Annotated in this window: 5 protein-coding genes; 4 read left to right on the plus strand and 1 reads right to left on the minus strand. The window is 54.6% G+C overall.

Annotation, left to right across the window (positions count from 1 at the left end):
* Positions 1-214 precede the first annotated feature (214 nt).
* The 4 genes from B5F94_RS05290 to B5F94_RS05305 are packed head-to-tail and all read left to right on the plus strand — an operon-like array spanning position 215 to position 16,128.
* Positions 215-502 carry a hypothetical protein gene (locus B5F94_RS05290; protein ID WP_087328489.1) on the plus strand — a complete coding sequence of 96 codons (288 nt, stop codon included), beginning with the start codon at positions 215-217 and terminating at the stop codon, positions 500-502.
* Between the two features lie 16 nt (positions 503-518).
* Positions 519-8,045, plus strand: coding sequence for an immunoglobulin-like domain-containing protein (locus B5F94_RS05295; protein WP_087328490.1), 7,527 nt, complete (start codon positions 519-521; stop codon positions 8,043-8,045).
* Positions 8,046-8,057: 12 nt separating this feature from the next.
* The gene (locus B5F94_RS05300; RefSeq protein ID WP_087328493.1) at positions 8,058-14,714 is read left to right on the plus strand and encodes an S-layer homology domain-containing protein; all 6,657 of its coding nucleotides are present in this window, start codon (positions 8,058-8,060) and stop codon (positions 14,712-14,714) included.
* Positions 14,715-14,718: 4 nt separating this feature from the next.
* Positions 14,719-16,128, plus strand: a complete 1,410-nt coding sequence (locus B5F94_RS05305; RefSeq protein WP_087328496.1) for a S8 family peptidase — start codon at positions 14,719-14,721, stop codon at positions 16,126-16,128.
* A gap of 195 nt (positions 16,129-16,323) precedes the next feature.
* On the opposite strand, the gene B5F94_RS05310 is transcribed toward B5F94_RS05305, so the two are convergent.
* Positions 16,324-17,520 carry a histidine kinase gene (locus B5F94_RS05310; protein WP_087328499.1) on the minus strand — a complete coding sequence of 399 codons (1,197 nt, stop codon included), beginning with the start codon at positions 17,518-17,520 and terminating at the stop codon, positions 16,324-16,326.
* Between the last annotated feature and the right edge of the window lie 2 nt (positions 17,521-17,522).

A 17,522-nucleotide genomic window follows, 5' to 3' on the forward strand; every position in this document is an offset into this window, starting at 1 on the left:
CTAAAACGAAACCTGGCGTTAATTAACGCCAGGCCTCGCAAAGTTTTGAATTTCCATTCTGCCCAGGAATTATGGGACTTCGAACTCAATTCCTGTTGCACTTAGTTTGACAATTCACTGTACCTACCCATTTTTCACCCCCAAACGGGTGGTTTCAAAAATATGGATCCATGGTATGATAAAACCATACGAAACAGGAAAGGAGAGTTGGCGTGTGGAAAAGGCAAAAACATATCAGGTCGAAGGCGCAACACTCACGATTCCGCTTCAGTATGACGAAAAATCTGGAAAATACATGGAAGTATACCCGGACTTTCTGGAACATCCCATCTATACGCCGGAGGGGCATCCAATCATGCTGACGCTGGAAGATGCCTGTCCCTTCGGCGAACACAGGGACGCAGGCGAGGGTCTGATCGACTGCGGCTCCTGCCGTTTTTACAGACCGTTTTCGAACACTTTGCTTGGCGTGTGCGGACATGAGAAGAACAGGAAAGCATGAGAAGGAGGGTGCGATGATGAGGAACACAATGGGGAAAAAAGGGCGGGTAAGGCCAAAGCGGATTCTGGCGGCACTGCTGGCGGTTGTGCAGCTGATTCTGCTCCTGCCGACGGTGTCGATCCCTGCCCTGGCGGCGGGAGATGTGGCATATACGCGCCTTAAGCCGGAGGTGGCCATTTATAACGCACAGACCGGCATCGACGAAAAGCTGTATAACCGGGAAATCAGCGCAGACAGCAAGTTCAACGCGGCCACCAAACGCAGCCTGTTCAACTTATCCTTTGAAAACAATCTGGTCAATGCGAGCGCGCAGATCAATATGAAGAACGTGGACATTGGCCAACTGCGGATGAAGGGCAACAACCTGCAAACCTCCATCTCGGCTTCCTTTCACAATTACAAGCATCAGCATTCCTGGAAGTCGGGACTTTTTAATCTGAAAAACAATACGGCCAATGTTACCACGGCTGTCATGCTGTCCTATCGATACTGGGTTAGGGGCACTCGGTACAATCCCTCCCTCTTCATCAACAGCCGGGACATGGCAAAAGACACGGAACGCCTTTCCACTGGCTACAGCACGGTCGCTTACAATAGCGACGAAGTTTCTCCCAAGGTATACTTTGCCGTCAGCTTGCAGGGCACCTATTACGACGGCGGCAATAAAAGCTGCAAGTGCCAAGGCGACGCGTCGTTGACCAAGCCGGTCATCACCTATATGGACAACAACGCGCCGTCCATCGATTCGGTAACCGGCATTGACAACCGGATTTTGAAAGCCGGCGATGTGGTGAATCTGGAAGTCAAATTTGACGAGCCCATCCGCTTTGCCGATGACAGCGCTGCCCATGACGATCTGTATGTGGGCCTTGCCATCGAAGGGCTCAGCTCCGACAAGTATCCCAAGGCCATGCTGACCAAGCTGGACTACGACACGCTGTATTTCTCCTACACGGTCCCCGCCGACAGCGCGGCCATGGAGAAGACGATCACCAGCGTGGACTTCAGCCCGCTGATGAAGGAATGTGACCTCAAGGTGGTTTTCGAGGACGAGAGCTTCACCCTCTCCACCGAAGGGCTCAGCAACTCCAACGACATCGGCTACACCAAAGCCACGTCGTACATCACCGACATCGCCGGCAACGGTATGCGGGAGTCGGACAGAACCTATAACGTGACGGAAAGCTACATTGATACCAAGGCTCCAGCCCTTTCCAAGATCAGCGCCACCGTCACCGCCAACAACGCAAACATCAAAGCGATGACCGGTTCCAACGATGCCGATAACAGCGACACCCACCTGGGCGTGGGCGACAGCGTGGACTTCGGCCTGAGCTTCAGCGAGGTTCTGGATCTTGCCGAGGGAGAGTACACCGGTCTCACGGCCACCACGAACCTGACCCAGGATGGGAACCCCGTCACGCTGACCAGCACAAGCGTGATCAAGACCGCCGCAGGCCAGGGCGGGGAGGGCCATGGCCCGTCCAAGGGAAATGTGACCTATATTACCCTGGGCACGCTAACCATGGAAGAGAACATGACCTGCGAGGACGCGGACGGCATCATCCGCATCGAGAGCATTAGATTCGATAGAGCGGTCTATGATTTGGCTGGGAATACGCTGTCGGTTTCCGCCGATGATGTAAACAGCAAAAATACCACGACCCTGTATCTGGATGTGGTGAAACCGGAGATCACCACCACGATGGGGCAATCGGATGACGTATATCTTGTTGTACCCTATGAGGACGGCAGCGGTTTCTACGTCCCGTTTACCATCAAGGACGATGGGTCCGGGACCAACGGACTGAACGGCTACTTCAGATGGCGCAAGGGAACGGACACCTATTCCTTCATGGCCTTCGACTACGCAGTCACCTCTTCGGCCGAGGAGCCGACGGAGTGGACAAGAGCCCTTATAAACAATGGCTACTGGAAATTTACCCAGGTGGAGGGAACCCAATACCTGCATATCAAGCAGGTGGACGATGTCACCTATGAGGTGCTGGATACAGAGCTGGACTTCCAGGTGATGGATTATGCCGGCAACGAGAGCACAGCCACCTTTGCCATCGACGCCCTCTGGGACAACACCTATCCCACGGCCGAATTGGGCGAGGTGACCAGAGAACTTACCGATACAGGCGGCGAATTGACCGTAAAGGTCAACCTCAAGGAAGCCACCGCCCTGAATGAGGCCCGTTATCTGTGGACGGACAGCGACCAAGAGCCGGCTGCCGAGGACATCGACCAGGTGCCGGCGGAGGATATTCTCGACCAGACCTCCGCCACGATTACCATCACCGAAAACGTGAAAACCGGCGAGGATTTCAACAAATATCTCTGGGTCAAGGTCTCGGACAAAAACGGCAATGAAGTGGTATACGGTCTGGGCGCGCATCGGTACAATCTGAAAGAGATCGCGTACAGCGTCAGCACAAATAAAGACTACGCCACCGATTTTTATATCTATTACCAACCCCAAGAGGGCTCCGGCGGCTTCCTGCTGGGCCTGCATCCGGTGCCGGGTAAGGACAATGAGTACTACGCCTGCACCGAGGGCGGAATGACGTATGATGACGAAAAATGGTATAAAGTACAGTCGGATGACAGAAGGAACTTTATTGTTCTGGAGAAAACGGATACGGACATCGAATATTTGAACAATTACCTGCTCAATGACGGAAGCGAGCCGTATTCTCAAACCTTCGGATACCGCACCGGCGATTATCAGTTCTACATCATTGCCGGCGTAAAGGGTGCGTTTGCTTTTGATGAAAACGAATGTGTGACCCAGGCAGGAAATGTTTCCTATGAGGTCAGCGAGGAAAGCTACACCATCCGCGCGGTCACGCCGTTCAAAGAAGGACAAAACTTCTTCCCCGATATCAGCATCACTCCCGTGAGCGACATTCCTGATCCCACCGACAATTCCTATTACTACTATACCTCGGAGCCGATGCTCTCCACTCTGGAGGGCCTGACCTATGAGATCGACCTGGGTGATGGTATGCCGGAATGGGGCTATGATCTCATCAATTTTGATAAATCCTATGTGATGGTATGGGGAATCAGTGCTGATTTTGAAACGTTGTATATTCCGTTGAAGCCCCAGGCAAAACAGACCATCACCCTGCCGGCGGGAGAGTACACGACAACGGGGTCCTTCTATCTCCAGGTGAATCTTCAGGCAAAAAACAGCGGGCAAAACGGTTTGTACCTCTATCGCGCCAGTGAGACGAAGTATCTTGACGGGCGGACCGCCCCCGATCCGTCGGAGTTCGGCATCACCTCTCTGAAGATGGAGTGCGATTCCGTCAATCATGATATGGCATATTCCACAGGTATTCAGGAGCAGGAGGTTGAGCCTGGCGGAGATGTGATTTATCTGCCGGTCTCCAATGAAACAGACCGATATTGGGGAGGACCATACGACAAGCACAAGATCTATCTGACAACAGAGAATATTCAAACGAGCGGAACCATGTACCTGTACACGGATCAGCTGATCTGGAATGTCACGGCAGGACAGACGGAAGACACTGCCGCCATTTACAGGAGCGGCTCGACGCGGGGCCTGGACCTCACGATCCTCGATGAAGAAGGCGCCGCGGAATATGTGGCCGGTATCGACCCCGCAGATCCGGGAGCCGAAGGCGATGCACCCCTGTGCCTGATCCGGAATACCAACAACGTGATCGCGGTGCGGACTGTACTCTCCAACGGGAAAAAGTCGGAAATCAAGTATTACACCATCTATCCTTCCTGGCTGGATGTGTCCGGCACGCTCTCGACCCAGAAGGATGCGGACACGCAGGTGACGATTTCCGACGACAATACGCTGGTCTTTACTCCGGATGAGGGCCAGTCCATGGAGGGAGTGCGGATTTTTACAAGCGACGGGACCAACAAACTGGAACTGCTCCCCCAGGCCGACGGCACCTATCGCTGCGATGCAGCCCCCGGACATAAGTGGTATTATTTCTACGCGCTCAATACCTATGGAAGCATCTATTATTTTGAGGAATATTTCAATGTCTATCGGGACGAGGACGCTCCGGTGATTACGTCCCAGGGCAGCACGGAGTCTGACGGAACGTATCAGATCAAGCTCCGGATCACGGACCTGTCGCTGACCACCTATCTGATGGACGGCACCATTGATCTGAAGCTCATCTTCGACGAGGCCTATTCCCAGCGGCTGGGAGTGGAACAACCGGATGTGAGTGGAGACGCAGAAGGACAGCAGGCAACCTTTGAACTGGCCATCGACGAATTCGACGACTACTGGGGTGAGATCACCCCGGAGGATGACATGGAGTTCCTCTGGGAAGCGGAGAATGTCAGTAGCACGGGCATCTACCGGGTGGAGGCGGTCATGCCAAAAGTAACCTCAGACGGTTATCTGGACGTCACGATTTACGGCGCCGCCAAATACCTTCTGGAAGAGAGCGATGACGCGGAGATCAAGTTTGACGTGACGGTGGAGGCCACCGACAAGTTCGGCCATACCGGCACCACCGAGATCAAAGATGTCACCGCCACCAATACCAAGCCCCATGTTGTAGACAGCGGCAGCGTACAGCCGGAATATCAGCAGATCGGCACCGGCTATGACTATGCGCTGATGCTGCCCTTCAATGTGCCGGTGCAGCCCGAAAAATCCTGGATTCTGCCCGAGCCCACCGGCTATCAGACGGAGTGGATCGACGGCTTCCCCGTGACCCAGGACGGCACCACCGAGATCTCCTTCTATGATATTTTCGGCACCCTTTATACCCAGGAGCTGGTGCTGGAAGATGTATTCGGCGAGTACGGCGTGGAGCTGACCATCTCGCCGGAGACCTATACCAAGGAGGTCATTTCCGTTACGGCGCGCATGAGCGTGGAGGACACCGAGCGGGCCTTCATGTTCTGGAAGGATCTTGGCAACGGACAAATCCAGGCCATCTCCGATGCCAACTGGGAGTCCCTGCCCACCAAGGAACGGACCATCACCCGCCAGGAAAACGGAACCATCATGGTGTTCGTTTATGATAGAGCCTATTCCCGGGATGAGCTGTATAACCAGGGCTACTATCAGCGGGCGGATGTGCTGACTATCCACATTGACAACATGATTGACGGTGCGCCGGAGGCGGAGCCCAGGTTCTACTTCGACCAGTTCGGCCAGGAGTATACGGCCGAGGAACTGCTGGAAGAATTCCCCGACGGCATCGAGACCACAAGCTATGTGGAGGTATCCTACAAAACCAGCCGCTATGTCTCGCCCACCGGCGGCACCGACGCGAAGGTGAGATTTAGCTACCAGGATACCGACTGCTCCTACCAGTTCCAATATGTGGACGACTTTGGCAACGAGGGCAGCCTTGTGGTGGATCTCGCGGACTACGGCATTACCTTTGCCAAGCCGCCGGAGCCCTACGCCGACACGACCGCGCCCACCGTGGTGGTGGACGTCTACGCCAAGCGCTTCAACAACTACACCGCCGCGGGCGCCTTCTCCAAGGATACGGCGGCAAACGATGTTGCAAACGAGTTTACAAGCATCGGTTACGTACAGGGATACAGCCTGAAGGTCGGCGCTACGGACTACTCCAGCTACAAGATCGTGGTGCTGAACAGCCCGCCTGCCTCCCTTACATACAGCGAGGCGGTAAGCGATACTGTGCCCGGGGTAAGCATCTCCGGAAACACGGTCACCGTTTCTGCGGACCTGGCTGCCGACTTCACCATCGCGGTGGTGGACAATGCGTCCGGGGAAACTGCGGCCGGAGACGACAACTTCTCCTGCATCACGATCCGGGCAGCGGATCTGAAACACTGGTTTGACACCACCAAGCCCGTGGCGGAGCAGAAGATTGTGCACAGCGGCCTCTATGAGCAGACCGTCTATGTGAAATTCACCGACAAGGCTAATGACGACACGGAGATCGACAATGGTACGAATCTCCAGAACGCTTCTGTGACGATCTTGAACGGCAGCCTGGAGCGGGAGACCACGGGAGAATACGCGGGCTGGTACAAGAAGGTATTCAAGGAGAACGCCACGGAGGAACTGCTCTTCCAGGACCATGTGGGCAACATGGGCGACAGTGCAAAGGTGGAAATCACCGGCATTGACTCCGACCCGCCGACGCTTACCACCACATGGACGCCGCCGTATCTTTCAAACGACGGCCAGGTGGACTCCAGCTGGTACACCCAAACGCCGGTCAATACCTCGGTCTACGCACATATCACATCCAACAAGGCCCTTGACGTGGAAGAAGTCAAGCTGACCCACTATTCCTACAACGGATCGGATTGGACCGAGCTTCCCACCGGAAACATCAAGGATATCGAGAACTGCCACGCCAGCTATACGGTCACCTCCAACGGTCTGACGGTGTGCTTCGAGCAGGGCGGGATCGGCCTCAGGTTCCAGGTTCCGGCCCCCAACGGCAAAAGCACAGAAGCCGAAGTGTATCTGCCGGAGGAAACCATCGACAAGGTGGTTCCCACCGTGGACGTGAAGACCACGGAGCTGAAACGGAGCGGGTATAACGTCCCCTTTGCGGTGGCCGTGACCATGACGCCGGACAAGAGCGTCCTCTGTTCCACCGCCGGCAAGGCGGGCGTCATCTATGACGACGAGACGCCGCTGGAGGTCACCATCACCCAGAACGGCACCTTCGAGTATCTGTTTGTGGACGAGGCGGGCAACCGCGCGGTGGCAAAGGTTACGGTGAGCAACATTGACCGGACGGCGCCCAAGCTGACCTTTACCCCCGACCCGGCGGAGCTGCCCGTCACCAGTACGGACCAGAAGCTCACGGTGACCGTGGACGAAGACTGTACCCTGACGGTGGACGGGAAGGAATACACCTTGCAGGCCGACGGGACCCATGAACTTTCCTTTAGCAAAAACGGCGTATATTCTGTGATTGCGACGGATCTGGCCGGCAATGAAAGCGTGACCAACATCCCCGTGGGGAACATCGACCGCACGCCCCCGGCCATCAGCTTTGTCGGCGGCACCATCCGCATCCGCCAGGACAGCGCTCAGGCAGAGCTTACGGCCGCCCTGGACGCAGGCGTCACGGCCTGGGAGCCCGAAAGCCAGGCCATGGTGGAAAACTGGACTTACGACGCAAGCGCCGTCAATCTCGCGGAGGTCGGCATCTACAGCGTGACGTACACGGTGCAGGACCAGGCGGGGAATGTAGCCACCGCGGTCCGCTACGTCTCGGTCTACGACAAGAACAACCCCGGAATTTATCTCGACGGCACACTGATCGAGCCGGAAGGCACGACCGTACTCAAGGCAGGGACCCATAACATCCAGGTCTCCCATATCCAGAACATCGCGCCCGGTGTCCTGGAACCGTATACGGTGAAAATCAGCAAGGGTATTTTGACCATCGGTCAGATCAAGAACAAGCGTGCAGACGTTCAGATCGATGACGACGGCAATTTCACCATTACCCCGGGGTTCTATACGGTATCTGTCATTACGCAGAGCAGAATGACATTCCGCGCAATTCTCTATGTAGAAGCGTAAGGGGGCGAAAATATGAAAAGGATCCTATCGTGTTTGCTTTGCGTGGTTCTGCTTCTGGGGATCGTGCCTCTGGAGGGAGTCGCCGCGCTGGCAGCAGAACATGAGGCCTACTCCCTGGATAACGGCTATATCCGGGTGCAGGTCTCCAAGGAAAACGGCGGGTTTGTTGTCAATACGGTCAACGGTGACTCACTGAAGAAGTCGGACAACAATAAAGATCTGCTCTATCACACGGGCGAGTATGACACCTCCTTTGTTTCGTTCCGTGTCACAGAAGCGGACGGGACAGTCTCCGACTATATTTTCGGCGGCAAGTACGGGGACAGCAGCGACCCCAGTCACCAGGGCGTTTCCGTGACCCAGGCCACGGAAAACAGCGACATTGTTGCCGTCTGGTCTGTGGGAAGCTACACCTTTACCCAGACCATCTCCCTGGCCAATGATAGCTCCAACGAGCACGGCATGGTTTCGATCTCCCTGAGTGCCACCAACAGCAGCGGTAGCAACGCCAACATCAAGGCGCGTGTCCTTTGGGACACCGCCTTGGGCGGCTACGATTTCGGAACCTATCAGGCGGTAGACGAGGAGTCGGTCACCCACGCCATCTCCACCGAGCAGATTTTGGATGGTACTGCCTACCCCATTCCGCAGAACTTCTATTGCCTTGACAACGTTTTTGACCCGGCAATTGCCGCCTATTCGGTCAACAGTCCCCAGGCCATGCCCTATCGGGCGGCCTTTGGCCACTGGAACAATCTGGCCGCGTCCCTGTTTGATTTTGTGCCGGACAGTTCCATGGACTTTACCAAGACCCAGAACGATTATCTGACGGCGGACAGCGCATACGCCCTCTATTACGATCTGGGCAGCGTGGGCAGCACGCCCGTAAGCATGGTGACCTATTACGGCGTGTATTCCCACAAGGATGTCTCCGCGGCAGAAAAAATGACCGTCGACGTGTCCGCTCCGCTGCGCCTTACGCTGAATGACGCGGGAGACGATTATGTCCGGCAGACGGACCAGGGCATTGCGGATTTTGCAGCCGGCGTCACCTTTGAAAACTACGCCTCCGACACCGCCCAGAATTATGAGAACATTTCTTTGGTGGTCAGAACCACCGAGAATCTGCGCTCGCTGGGAGACATGGGCGCGGAAAACAATTCCCAGTTCGGTTCCACCGATCCATTCATCATTACCTACGCCGATGTGAAGGTGGGGGATATCAACTCCAAAACCCTGTATTTCCAGGCCCAAGTAACCGATACGGCGGCCTATGAGCGGATCACCATCGGCATCTATGACACGTCGGAGACCCAGGGCGCCATCGTGGAAGAGAAGAAACTGGGAGAGCAAGTGGCCTACATCCTCCTGCCGGGCGCCGACGGAAGCATTCCCAAGGTGAGCTTTACCGAGATGACGCCCAAGGTCATCTATTCCTCCGGGACAAGGCATCTGTATGTAACGGTCAAAAACCCGGCGCTTCTGGATAACCGCGGCAACTGGAATATGGTTGCCCGCAGCGTGGACGGAAAGACGTCGCATACCATCGCCCACGAGTTTATCAGCATCAAGGACGGCGTGATGGATGTGGCCATCGACGACTCGGTCCAGATGGCGCCCGGAAGCTGGTACTTGCAGCTGGAGTGGACCGATGCGGCCGTCTCGGAGGCCGTAATCCAGAAAGAATACCAGCATCAGACGGCATCCTGCCTCAGCTTCACCGTGTCGGAGGATGTCAAGTACAAAAACGACAGCTACGGCATCCTGACGGTGACCAAATATCAGAGCGGCGGCGACTTTACCTATCAAATCGACTCCTTCCGGGACGAGGAAGCCTTCCAGAAGTTCCAGGACGCCGGCGGATATTCCGAGATCCTTCTGATCTTCCGGGGTGAATTTTCAAAGTCCACCTACACGCTGGAGGACAGCTCCAAGAGAACGTATTACAGCGCAACCAGCACCAAGCGTGTCAATCAGGAGACCAGAGAGTACGAGGTCGACAACTGCGTCAACATCAACGGCGCCATGGACTTCGAAAACGGCACCATGTCTGTGTATTATGACAAGGATGTGCCGGAGGGACAGCCTCTCACCGATGTGGTGGTGGAATTTGACGGCGAGCTTTTGACCAGCAATGCCCGTACCACCATCTGGAATGGCAAATCGGGACTCACGCGGCTGGAACAGGGAAAGAGCTTTTCTCTGATTCCCTATGACAAAAACGGCGTCCGGGATCCAAATTTCAACGACAACACTATTATGCTCCTGTGGCCCACCACCTACAGCCCGGGTCAGACCATTGCCGGTATGGTGTTCCAGATGGCATACGGCGAACTGGGCGTTATGAAGGACGACGACGGGAAGGAACTCGGCCGGGTCATCTCCTTCTCGGCAAGCCTGGATCTGAGCTTTACCAAGAGCCCGGAACCCACTGGCCAGAGCCTTGCCGAAAATCCGGATCAGTCCCTCAAGACCACCTACTGGCAGAAGATCAAGGATTTCTGGCGCAACTACAAAGAGGCGCAGAGCGTTGACAGCTATATCTACACAAACAACGACGCGCTGTACCGGACATACGATTGGTCGAACATCGACGAGAGCGGAGACGACAATAAGGAGATTTCCGCCTCCGTAATGGTCCGTGATATTCTCTACGGATGCGGCGAGGGCCTGATCGGCGTGAACTTTAAGGTGGATATCGGCATTCAAAACTATATTTCCGCCTTGCCCAAGGTCACCGGTACCCTGGAGGTCAACACCATCAACGACTGGTCGTTCGGATTTAAGGGTAGCATGAAGCTTGCCAACTTTTCGCTGGAGGCGAAGCTCTCCTTCAAGAGCCACGACGACATCCCGGTACCCGACGACATCTATTTCTACATCGGTGGGTTCAATCCGGGCCTCAACATCGATGGCTGCGGCGTCGTCTGGCTCAAGGGCGGCGGCGGCGGAATCTCCGATATTTACGACACCATCTTTATGACGGACTCGGTGCCGCCGCTCAAGCTGATCGTAACGGCCAGCTTCAGTATCGTGCAGGTTCTGGACGGCAAGGCCACACTGACTGTCGGCGCCACCGGCATCAGTCTGAAGGCGGAGAATCTCAAGATTTTCGGTACCATCGACGCCATCGAGAAGATCAGCCTGGGGCTGGAGTGGTATCCCGGCATCGATCTGGAGGCGTCCATCTCGGTCAATCTGTTCCAGGGCGTAATCAAGGGCGGAGGCTACATCGTTCTGATCGGAGAGAACTACACGGACTGGTTTTTTGAGATGTTTGCCCATGCGTCGGTGAACATTCCGGAGTCGGTGCCGGTTTTCGGCGGTACAACGGTGGCCGGAGCAGATCTGGGCATCAGCACCGAAAAGATCTGGGGCAATGTGGAGATCCTTTCTGTCCGCGTGGGAATCGCCTATTACTGGGGCGATAACTCGGTGGATTTCGGTACGGGAGATTCCCTTGCCAAGCCCAGCTTCCCGGAACTGCTGGGACACGAGGATATTCCCGTATACTATGATGAGGAACGGGGCCAGACCCTCTATGCACGGATCGGCACCAACATTTCCGGTATGGAAGCGGCGGAGATTGTGGACACGTCGGAGCTGCCGCAGCTGTTTGACGCGACACTCAAGTCCAGCGGCGATCTGCTGCTGCACAAATTCAATCTCGGGGCGTACACAGAAGGCGCGGCCGCCATCGTGCGGATCGATTACGATGCCGAGAGTCTGGAGCAGGCCCGGGAGATCGCCAACCAGTTCAAAGTAAATTCCAACGAAAATATGACCGGAACCCCGTATCCCATCGTTGTATATGACGGCAGGAATATGGAAAGCGCCAACGCAAACCTCACCTTCGATATGAATACGAAGAAGGCGTCTTACGCCTTCACCGTGACCGATCTGGCGGACTACGGCAAGGACTGGTACATCTCCACCGGCATGACGAAGGCCAACGCCGTGATCTACAACGTGGATCCTCTCCCCGAACTGACGGAAGTCAGCGCCAGCATCAGCGGCAATCAGCTGAATGTGACGTGGACCGGAACGAAGACGGCGGAGCTGGACAAGATCAGCTTCTATCTGACCGAGGATACGGATCCCGCGGCGGAAAGCGGCGTCAGATACCTTGGCAGCATCGAAGATGCCGCTGCCCTTTCTGGCACAACGGCGTCGCTGGCTCTGCCTATGGATCTGCCCTCGGGAACCTATTACCTTCGTGCGGTATATTCCAAAGAGGATGAGGTCAACAGCGCGGTTTACAGCACCTCCCCGATATCCTATACCAACGCCAATATGCCGGGGCAAGTTGTGATCTCCAGCGTCTATCCCGCCGGCAACCTGGAACTGGGCGTGGACGTGGCACAGACCGGCGATGCAAAAACGATGGGATACCTGGCGACGGTGTATTATGCGGACGGGACAGCCACGGACATTGACGGACTTGCATATACCAAGAGCGAAACGGGCACGACCGTCATTACCATCGGCGGAAGCTACACCGGTGTGGACGAAAACGGCGTTGAGGAGCAAAAGGGCCTTGTCGCCGGACAGAGCTACAAGGTGGGCGTCACGCCCTACTGCCTGGTGGATTCGGACGGCAATGGCGCGTACGACGCGGTGGTCTACGGCAAAGAGGTGTTGACAAGTTCCATCACCGTGCCGGAGATGACCACACCGGAAGTGACGATCCAGGCGGACGTGCAGAAGCAGGAGATCACGGAGCGCGTGATGGCTGACCATGATAACGATCCCAGTACCCCTGCGCAGGAAGTATCCGTTGTCAGGGAGACCTACACTGCAAGCGATATCCGCTTTACGGCCAGTGTAACGGAACACGTAACGGGAGAATGGGGCGTTGACGGAGCTCTCACCCCGGACAGCGACGGATACAGAAGCGGAGCGTACGACACCTTTACGGATACCGCAAGCATCTCCATTCCGCTTACGGAGCTGAAAGAGGGCGGTCATACCCTCACCATCAAGGGGAAAGACGGCCAGGGCGATGGATTCCAGTACAGCTATTCCTTTGTGGTTGATACGACCCCGCCCAGGCTCATGCTCTCCGCGCCGCTCAACGGAAGTACATACAACAAGGACGGAATGGTTACCGTAAGCGGTGTGACGGACAGCGACGCACGATTCACCATCACATCGGACGGAGTCGAAGTGTGCTCGGGAAAGACCGTTTCGCAGCTGGGCGGAACCATAGATCAGGACGGCCTGTTCAGCTTTGACGTTACCGTTTACGCACCCAATGACGCCTCCCAGAGAGAACTCTGCATCACTGCTTCAGACGCGGCGGGGAACTCCTTGACGGAGTATGCCACCGTCACCCACGGCGGCCTGGCGGATCTGCAGCGGGTAAAGGTGCTGATCAATGGCAACGTCGTGGACAACGGAAACATTCCGGCTTCGGCGGATGATACGACCGTCGTCCTCACCCTTGCGGGCGTGACGCCTGACGGAACCACGTTCAGACTGACCGGTCCCAACGTTACATGGAACTGTACCGCGGTGGAAGGCAGCGCATATGTTGACGCCGACGGACTGCTGGAGATCAGCGGAAATTCCCAGGGTTTTGTGGAGGGCGGACTGGAAGTTACCAAGGGCGCCTACCTGACCGATGCCGTAACCTTTGGCGCGCCGCTGGAGGAGGGCAGCGTAACAATCACCTCTACCATCGGCGGAAAGGTTACGGGCGGCGGAAGATACGCCCCTGGTGATCTGGTAACGCTCACCGCGACCCCCGACAACGGATATGTCTTCAATGGCTGGGTCCTCACGGGTGTGACCGTATCCGATCCCAGCGCGACCACAATCAGCTTTACCATGCCGAACACGTCCGTAGAAGCAAAAGCCAATTTCAAAGCGAAAAGCAGCGGACGCCCGACCACTTCGGTCACAGATATTATTGCAACGGTAACTGCCGAGGAAGGCGAACTTGTTACATATCCGTTGAGAAAACCGGTTGAAAACGAGAATCATGTCGTGGCACAGTACAGCACAGACGGCGGAAGAACCTATATCACAGTTGCCAAGTCTGCCGTTGTAGACGGAGTGTTCCGGTTTATTGCACCGGTCCGTGCGACTTACAGGATCACCGTTGTGGATGGCATCAACTTCGATGATGTTCCGGAGACCCACTGGGCTTACGATTATGTGGATTTCGCATCGGCCAGAGAAGTGGTGCTTGGTGTGGGAGGCAACCTGTTTGTCCCGGAAGGAGACCTTACAAGGTCAATGTTTGTAACGATGCTTGGCAGAATGCACGGCAATTTGGGTACCTATGATGCCCACAGCTTCACCGACGTTGAAGCCGGTTCGTGGTATGAGGAATATGTCTCCTGGGCCGCGTACAACGGTATCATCGAGGGATATGACGCGGAGCATTTCGGTCCCAACGACAAGATTACCCGCGAGCAGATTTGTACCATGATAGACCGCTATTTGAAGTACGAAGGATATCAGATAGAGGCTGAACCCGCCGGTAAATTCACGGATGATGGGCAGATCAGCAGCTGGGCATACGATTCTGTGGTGGCGGCCAGAAATCTGGGACTCGTCATCGGATACGAGGATGGAAGCTTCAAACCGCAAGGCCTGGCTGCCCGTGTAGAAGCCGCAACCATACTGACAAGACTGATTTATACCCTGCTTCAGAACAGATAAGCCTATGAAAAAAATACTGATACTCTTATTGCTTATCGTAATTTTAACAGAGGCGGCATTTGCCGCCTCTGTTAAAATTGGTGTGATTGACACCGGCGTCACACAAAAAGAGCATATTCTTGACAGCAGCCGGATTCTGGAGGGAAAGAACTATGTTTCGGAACACGACGGCACTGAGGATAAGGTCGGTCACGGAACAAGGGTTGCAAGCTTAATTCTCGGCACGCTGGATAATGAAATCATCTCCCCGTCCAGTGAGAGCCAGATCGTACCGCTGGTATATTATTCACAGTACCCGTCAGGCGTCGCCATAAACGGAGGCATCCAAGCCATTTGCAGCGCCATATACGACGCCATTGACAGCTACGGCTGCAAGATCATCAATATCAGCAGCGGTGTACCGAAGGAAAACGAAGCATTAAAAAAGGCGGTTGACTATGCGGAAGAGAAGGGCGTTTTGATTGTATCGGCCTGCGGAAACGACGGGGGAAGTGTCTATTATCCCGCCGCATATTCTACGGTGATCGGCGTCGGAAGCCATAACGAAACGCTGGAGCCTTCTGCTTTCTCCTGTCACGGAAGCGGGCTGGATTTGCTCTTTTCCGGCGAAAAGGTAAATGCTGTTTCCATAAAAAACGCAGACGATTACGAACTGGTGACGGGTACATCCTATTCAGCCGCGCTGATTACCTCCTATGCTGCTGCCGCCCTTGAAGCTTATCCGGAACTTTTGCCCCACCAGATACGGTATTTTTTGCGATCCAGCTGTGAGGATATATGCGAAAAAGGCTATGATGCAGAAAGCGGATACGGCATCTTTGATCCAAACCTGTTTTTTGAGCATTTAAGCCTTTTTGACAAGGGTGAAATTTCTTGCTTCTCCGATGTGAATAAGACAGATTGGTATTTTGACAGCGTTTGCTATGCCGAACAGAACAGATTGTTTTTCGGGGTGTCCGACACTGAGTTTGCTCCCAATGAACTCCTGACGCGGGCAATGTTCATTACCATACTTTACAGGGCGGATGGCTGGCCGCAAACGAACAGTGTGCTGAAGTTTGATGATGTTGCGGAAGATGCGTATTATGCGGATGCTGTCTGCTGGGCGTCGGAAAACGGCATCATTACAGGAGTCTCCGATGGGAAATTTGCGCCTGATCAAAATATGACCCGCGAGGAAATAGCGGCAGTCATGAGCCGCTATGCAGACTACAAGGGGATCCATACGGCCAGCCAAGGCGACCTGACTGTGTTTGCTGATGCGGACGCTGTTTCCGGTTGGGCAAGAGAAAGTGTAGCGTGGGCCGTCGGTTATGGTCTGCTTTCAGGCAAAGAAAACAACTTGCTTGACCCCCGGGGTGATACAACGAGAGCAGAAGCTGCCGCAATCCTGAAACGTTTTTTGGAACAGTAAAACATGAATGAAGTCCGTTTTTCGAACTATTTCATCGAAAAACGGACTTCTCATTTTTGGGGAGCTTTGTTGTATAAGGTTTTCCCTTACGGTTTTGCTGTTTTTATATCGCATTTCTTTAGTAAAGTATATTTGATAACTATTCTGGTAGATATGGGCCGGAGGCCCGGTTTACCCTTGCACCTGCCATATATGTCAGGACAGAATACCTAACGATAGAATTACCTGAGTGCCCTGCTGCTCTGCGCTTAGTACAGTGACGCCGTAATCTGTGCCATAAATCAATTTGATCCGCTCATTGATGTTAGCCAAGCCGATGTTCGAGGTGGTGGAACTGCCTAGCCGTTCTGCTTGGCCTTGAGCCAGTTTTTCACTCAGCCTTTTCAAAATGGTGGGGGAAATCCCTACGCCGTCATCCTCCACGGTAATTTCCAGACGATTTGCTGTGCGAAATGCAGAGATCCAGATATTTCCCTTCCCGCGTTTGACCTCCAGCCCATGCTTCAGGGCATTTTCAATTACGGGCTGCACCAGAAGTTTGGAAATTTGAATATAGAGGGTATCCTCTGCCACATCGGAGTGGAGCGTAAAGCGGTCATTGAAGCGAATGCTCTGTATCCTCATATAGGCGTCAATGTTGGCCAGTTCCTCTTTCAGACTGATCATGGCCCCTTTTTGACTGATGTTGTATCGAAAAATCTCGGCCAGCGCTTTTGTAGCATCGGCAATGGAAGTGGCCCCACAGCACAGGGCCTGGCCGCGGATGGTTTCCAAGGTGTTGTACAGAAAATGAGGATTGATTTGGCTTTGCAGGGCGTTGATCTCAGCCTCTTTTGTCATAATCTGGGCTGCCGCCTCTCGCTGAAGCAGGACCTGGAGCAGCTCCGTCGGTGTCTTTTGCCGCATAAGGCCGTCGGACTCCTCATAGCAGGTTCCATCTTCTCTGGCGCTCTCCTCCAGCACGTTTAGTGTAATCTGCTTGGTCACCAGTGTTACCACGAAGGGCTGTAGTCTGCCGTAGGTAACGAAGAGTCCGTTCACTAGCCCAACTGCCACACCGATGCCCAGTACAGTCAGAATGGTCAGCCATACCGGCACACCGTTGATCAGCATAGTGATGGAGACCATACCGATGATCTGAATGGTGGCGCCAATGGAGAGATCGATCCCGCCGATGAGGATCACGAAGTACATTCCAATGGCGGCAATTGCGGTATAAGCGGTCTGCCGCAGCAGATTCAGCAAGTTGCTGCCGGAGAGAAAAAACGGCGAGAGCATAGGGGATAGGATCAGAATCACAATGATTAGAACTGTGATTGCAATCTCATTTTTATACTCTCTGAGCCAAACGGTTCCTTTTTGTTTGTAATCATCCATCTCTTTTTTCACCACCG

The sequence above is a fragment of the Flavonifractor sp. An4 genome (assembly GCF_002161755.1).
Taxonomy (GTDB): Bacteria; Bacillota; Clostridia; order Oscillospirales; family Oscillospiraceae; genus Flavonifractor; species Flavonifractor avicola.